The sequence below is a fragment of the Photorhabdus hindustanensis genome (assembly GCF_002968995.1).
GTDB classification, from domain to species: domain Bacteria; phylum Pseudomonadota; class Gammaproteobacteria; order Enterobacterales; family Enterobacteriaceae; genus Photorhabdus; species Photorhabdus akhurstii.
Genome location: NZ_PUWT01000100.1, coordinates 1 through 5599 on the forward strand (window position 1 = coordinate 1; position 5599 = coordinate 5599).

At 42.5% G+C, this 5599-nt stretch carries 10 protein-coding genes; 1 reads left to right on the forward strand and 9 read right to left on the reverse strand.

Annotated features, from left to right (window positions below):
* Positions 1 to 20 precede the first annotated feature (20 nt).
* The 7 genes from C6H66_RS23680 to C6H66_RS26205 form a co-directional block, all read right to left on the reverse strand.
* Positions 21 to 215 carry a hypothetical protein gene (locus C6H66_RS23680; protein WP_105396917.1) on the reverse strand — a complete coding sequence of 65 codons (195 nt, stop codon included), beginning with the start codon at positions 213 to 215 and terminating at the stop codon, positions 21 to 23.
* 9 nt (positions 216 to 224) lie between these two features.
* Positions 225 to 707, reverse strand: a complete 483-nt coding sequence (locus tag C6H66_RS23685) for a hypothetical protein (RefSeq protein ID WP_181150288.1) — start codon at positions 705 to 707, stop codon at positions 225 to 227.
* 81 nt (positions 708 to 788) lie between these two features.
* Entirely contained in the window at positions 789 to 1397 is a 609-nt protein-coding gene (locus C6H66_RS23695) for a BRO family protein (protein WP_105396920.1), read from the reverse strand.
* 173 nt (positions 1398 to 1570) lie between these two features.
* Positions 1571 to 2020, reverse strand: coding sequence for a lysis protein (locus C6H66_RS23700; protein WP_105396921.1), 450 nt, complete (start codon positions 2018 to 2020; stop codon positions 1571 to 1573).
* Positions 2021 to 2119: 99 nt separating this feature from the next.
* On the reverse strand, positions 2120 to 2656 hold the full coding sequence (locus tag C6H66_RS23705) for a lysozyme (RefSeq protein WP_105396922.1): 537 nt from the start codon (positions 2654 to 2656) through the stop codon (positions 2120 to 2122).
* On the reverse strand, positions 2640 to 2831 hold the full coding sequence (locus tag C6H66_RS23710; RefSeq protein WP_105396925.1) for a phage holin family protein: 192 nt from the start codon (positions 2829 to 2831) through the stop codon (positions 2640 to 2642). The genes C6H66_RS23705 and C6H66_RS23710 overlap by 17 nt, the downstream gene beginning before the upstream one ends.
* Before the next feature lie 119 nt (positions 2832 to 2950).
* On the reverse strand, positions 2951 to 3127 hold the full coding sequence (locus C6H66_RS26205; RefSeq protein WP_181150290.1) for a hypothetical protein: 177 nt from the start codon (positions 3125 to 3127) through the stop codon (positions 2951 to 2953).
* Here C6H66_RS26205 and C6H66_RS23715 point away from each other — a divergent pair.
* Entirely contained in the window at positions 3126 to 3800 is a 675-nt protein-coding gene (locus tag C6H66_RS23715; RefSeq protein WP_105396923.1) for a DUF4145 domain-containing protein, read from the forward strand. The two genes, C6H66_RS26205 and C6H66_RS23715, sit on opposite strands and share 2 nt — an antisense overlap.
* Positions 3801 to 3906: 106 nt before the next feature.
* On the opposite strand, the gene C6H66_RS23720 is transcribed toward C6H66_RS23715, so the two are convergent.
* Both C6H66_RS23720 and C6H66_RS23725 read right to left on the reverse strand, forming a co-directional pair.
* Complete coding sequence (locus C6H66_RS23720; RefSeq protein WP_146111113.1) at positions 3907 to 4668, reverse strand: Thoeris anti-defense Tad2 family protein; 762 nt, start codon at positions 4666 to 4668, stop codon at positions 3907 to 3909.
* Positions 4669 to 4955: 287 nt separating this feature from the next.
* On the reverse strand, positions 4956 to 5342 hold the full coding sequence (locus C6H66_RS23725; RefSeq protein ID WP_105396924.1) for an antiterminator Q family protein: 387 nt from the start codon (positions 5340 to 5342) through the stop codon (positions 4956 to 4958).
* Positions 5343 to 5599: the final 257 nt, after the last annotated feature.

Genomic DNA, 5599 nt, shown 5'->3' on the forward strand with positions numbered 1-5599 from the left:
TGCTCTGAATTAGTCACTCTTTAATCAGCGTGTGAAAGCTCATACTCATCAAACCAGGCATCTCTTGCACGGCCATCTGCTGCCTGATAGTGGATCAAATACTGGCTAGCACTATGAATATATTCAGCACGGGCTTTGATATGCCCTTTTTCACCGCTGATAATAACTTGTACGGCCTGACCTAATTTATATTTGAAAACCTGTAATTTGCTCATACCTACCTCTTAATATTTTAGTAACTTCTCTTGCTTACCCTGAAACTCAACTTTTGCCATTGCGCCTATCGCATAGATAGCCCCCAAAACAAACCAGCCCTGATATACAACGAAAATGACAAAGGCCGTGTCAGTCAGTAAATCGTAATATCGGAATGTTGTCGGAACGTGCTTGTACTCTTTAGCGAGCGTATCCCTGCCAAATAGATAAGCCAGGAACTTAATCACACCAAATAACCAGCCAGCAAAATAGCCGACATTTACAAAACCTTCGATGTTTTGCGTGATACCAATAAACAAAAAGGACGCGATCATTGCGTCCAATGTGATTGAATAGATGTATCTCATTTCTCCGAGGTCCTTACTTTGAGTACGGCTTGACTGAACTGTATTTACTCGCCCATGCCTTAGCAATATGCAGACAGTCATCGTACATCTTGCCCTTTCTGCTCGCTGACGAACTGCGGCGGTAATAGTCCACCGCTTTGTCACTTGCCATGCCTGAGATTGAATCGGAATAGCCGAGTCTGGTTAACTCGGCTTGTATGTTCCTAGCGATGAATTGCTCATGATTCATGTCTGCGGCTCTCCGTCCGGGAAGTCATCAAAGCCGGGCAAAGTAAGCTGCGATAATTCCAGGATAACTTGCTTAGCCTTGCGGAGTTTCTTTAGATGACGCTTGCGGAGGTTCATCATTTCACTACCTGGTCTGCCAAAGTTGCTATAAGACCACTTATCAGCGGCCACCAGCCGATTCTGCATTTCACCAAGTGTCAGTGACTTTAAGCTTTCCATGTCCATCAAAGAGAGATCTGTCTGATTCTCCTTGTCTGCTAAATCCAATAGCCAGCGACGAAGTTGTTTAGCGACTTCTGTATCAGCAAGCATCCCTAACAAATGAGCGCCCCGAACAGAGAAAATCCTAACTTTCTTACGAAGATTACTGTAACCCTTTGATTTTCCCGTGGGGGTCAAATTGGCCTCCTCGGCATCGATGGGCAGATTCACAGTCGTAGTCATATCTTCCGAGAACTCATCTTTATTTCTCTTGTATAGCTTGTTGACTGATTTATCGTCTTCGTATTCCAGTAGCCGGGTCATTTGTTTGCCGGTAAACCAGATTTTCCCATCGCCATTATCGAAAGGAATAATAGTGTGATTTTTGAAAGTTAATGTGTTCATTTGCGTATACCTATAGAAATTAGAGCCTGCTAGCATAGAAATATCGCCCCAAGAAGGTCGCCACCTATAACGACATTTCTCAGACTCTATTTCTATAAACTCTTGGTTGGGATTGGCGCATGCTAGTGCGCGATGAAATTCGGATATAAAAAACCCCGCTTGAAGCGAGGCTCTTACTGGCACTGAGTTTTGATGTAGTCCTGCAAGCCTAATACCTGCTGATTGATTACTGCTATTCGCTCTCTGAGGGTCCAATAATCCCTGATAGAGGAGTCAGCAGGTCGGGCGGTGGCTGCATCATCCATGCGGGCGCGGGAACCGGCTTCACTCTTTGGACATGTGGCTTTGACGAACAAGCGCTTACGACCGGCAGCAACATCATTGCGCAGAACATCAATTTCAGATTTGGCATTTGTAAGCTCTCGCGTGTGTTTAATGTCTAACTCATTCAACATCGTGATGTGAGAGTTCTGATAGTCGATAGTGTCTGTGAGTTGCTGGATTTCTGATTGTTGCTGCTTTGTAACACGTTGCTCTCTCTGTAATTCAGAGTGATAGTAATAAGCGGTCAGTGAAATAACGATTAGTGCGAGTATCGTATAGTAGTGAGCGTTGAATTTCATAACAATAACGCCCCCAGAAACAGAAACCAGCCCCAACTGGCTCGACCACAAATCGCCAAAATAAAACTCCAGAGAAATAACAACGCGGCTAAATTATGCCTAGTCATCCAACCCCCAGCATGTCAGCTCTGACTCTTGAGAACGGCGTTCAACCTGACCGTAACAGCCGTTGACCTGTCCTTTCGTTTGTCTACAGTCTTTACCACCGTCATATATCCAGCGTTTGATTTCAGCGCATGCCCCCTTTTTATCTCCAGCGTTCAGCTTTCGGTAAAAGGTGGAAGAGAAACATTTCGCGGGACCAATGTTATATGGGCAAAAACTCGCAATGCCTGCAATTTGTGGTTCTGTCAACGGGATATGGACATTGTGTTTTACCCAGTCGATAGCCTTTTCCGTTTCAATCCGATTCAGCGTGTTACATTGTTCTTGTGTTAACTTCATCCCCTTGCGAACTGGAGCACCTTCAATCTGAGTTACACCACGACATATTGACCAAACTCCACCAGCATCTTGATATGCTGAAAGTCGATTACCTTCTTTCTCGTCTAAGAACTGTGACAATATAGCCGTAGCGCCCGCACCGGAGAGCGCAAGACCAATAACGGCAGCGCTTAACTTACTGGCCTTTGTCATTTCTGTTCTCCTGCCTTAGTTGAAACTCTTTCCGCTTGTAATGCCAATTAATTGAAAAGGTTCCAACAGTACAGATAATTCCGACGATAAGCGCCCAATCGTTCAATGATAGTGCTCCAAGCATTGCCGTTAGCGTCCCCCAACAATAAGCTGACGGACTTGTGTATTTGTCCATGAGTTTCATATTTCCACCCCCGTTGGGGATTAAGTCCCCGTTAAACGGGCGTGAAAAGAAAAAGGCCGTGAATAATCATGGCCTATGCGTAGTGATAAATGGTAAATTCCATGCGTATCTTATATTTTGTTTAGTCGCTTTTGCTGCTCTATAAGCTTCCCTATCATTGATAATACGATAGTGCTCTTCATTGTCTCTGAGGCTGTCTGATAATAACGGAACAGCGCAATCTCAGGACGCTTTGAATGCTGGAGCGCAATATTAATTTCATTAATTACCGGAGTTAAGTTATTCATGCCAATGGTTTCCTTACAAGATGTTATGTGCCCTCACTGCCTCAGGGAAAACCCTATACTTGAATGCGTGTCAGAATTTCTTCTTAGTCAAAAACGGTTATTAGGGATGGCTTTTTTATGCCGAAGCTGTAACGGCGTCACCGTTGCTGAGGTTGACCCAGATGAAAGTACAGTTATGGGTGGCGGATATTTACGCCGCTCGAATAGCTACAATATGGATATTGTTTTTTCCCCGAACGATGATACCTATGGAGAGGTTGTAAACACATACCCAGAACCCAATCTTCCTCTTGCTCCAGCGCATGTCCCATCAAATATTTCAAATATCTATTCAGAGGCAGAAGATAATTTCATACGGAAAAGGTTCTCTACATCTGTCATGCTTGCAAGGAAAGCCTTAGATATTTCGACTAAAGTTCTAGGCGTTACTGATGGCATAAATGACAATAATCTCTCTGCGAGAATCTTCAAGCTTAAAGATAGCGGCAAAATAACGAACGAAATGGCTCAGTGGGCAAGAATCATCAGACTGGATGGGAATACCTCTGTACACTCAGATGAAGAGTTCGACGAATCCGAAGCAAGAGAGCTTCTTGATTTCGTAGAAACATTTTTGCTTTACGCCTTCACATTGCCAACTATGGTTGCCACCAATAAGCACACATCACAATAGCCACCCAGTCAGCGCATAAACCCCGGATTCAGTTCCGGGTAATCAGCATTGCATAAGTAAAAAAGCCACGCCATGCGCAGCCTTGGATTCAGGATGTAGAGTTGGGTTATTTCCAGTTGAAGCAAAAATGCAGTGTTTTATCTACGTTTTGTTGCAATATGTCGCCTAGTTTTTGTGCGTTGGTGTTATAATACCTACCAAAAAATTCGTATTGTTGTTTACCAACTATTGAACTATCTAATGTGCTTCCAAGATAATAAGGCACTCCACCAACAGTTACAGTGAGGTCTTTTCCAAATAAGTCCACCATTTTCTGATAACCTCCTAACGTTGGAGGAATACCAGAGGAGACTCTGATATGAATTCCCTTATTAGAATTATCCCATACGAAATATGAAAATTTCGTAATATCAGTTTCATTTTTGAGGTTAGTTAAAGTACCGAAAGGATTTGCAGGGTAGAGTTCGTTATCAGCAAGATATCCCCACATCTGCACAGAAACAGAATATTTCCCAGTTCCTACCTTAAGATCAAAAGACAGCATGGTGCCTTCTGGACATTTTGGCTTCCACGCCTTCCAATCACAAGCCATCAAATCCCCCGGTGTCGGTTGCCAATTTGACGAGCCATATTTATCGTGTTTCTCAATATGAGAGATGCTGTCGGGACTTTTAACTTTCAACGCTATGTACTCGTCAGGCGCTTCCCATTCACTACGAGCTACTGCCTTTCCCATATATACTTGAATTATTGCCCACGGCAGAGAACCTTCTGGAGCAAGGTTATCAATCTTCATCTGATATTTATCAAGATCGAATGGACACTTAAGGTCAGCTTGTTGATTCTCTGGTTTATTAATTTCACACATAAATCCCTCACTTATTATTCGTTAAAGGTCATTTCATCTTATTGATAAATCGCCAATCAATATTACTGAGGTCAGATTTCTATCTCAATCAAATCCCGGCCGTAGCAGGGCTTATAATTTGGCAGATACTGAGTGATTTACTGAGCCGTAAGCTGCTCAAAGCTGACCACTGACAGAAAGCAAAAAACCCCGCACTGGGCGAGGTCTGAGATTAATAAGCTGTGTGACATAGCTATCACTCTTATCATAATATTCAGTTTTTTACGTACGTAAACTCTTTTATTAAATTAGGCTGCAATTTTTTGAACATATTTATCCATTTCCAGTTCTACATCTAGCATTATCAACATTCCTTCAACAACACCCTCCGCTTTTTGTAATTTTTTACCGATGTGGCCGTCAGAGCATTTATACTCATAAGCTAATTGCATGAATGTTTTACCAAACACGTAGTATTCAAATAACAAATCATGAATATCACTATTCTTCTGATTCAGCTTTGCCATACAGCTAGAAATAACAATAGCGTCATCTTCACAGCACTGTGTACGCGATTTAACTTTATTCGGTATCAGCCCACTAAATCCGGCAGCAATAGAAGACCAATAAACGTCTTCTCTATTATCAGCTGCCCAAGCACCCCAACGCTCTAAAACTAGTTGAATATCACGCATATGTTTACCCCAGCTATTTTTTGCAATTCGGCAATACTGTTGCTATACGACAATCGTAACGAGTGCTATATGCTTTACGTAGACGACTTTCTTTATTTATTCCAACTTCTTGTCTGACTGTAAGAGTTCCATTACGTTTTTGAGTGACAACATGATGATGCTTTGTTTCATGTCGCAAGAACCTGGCTTCCTCAATTGCTGCTTCAATATCAGTGAAGATTGTCATGCCGTAGCCTCTTCAATTTCTCATCAAACTC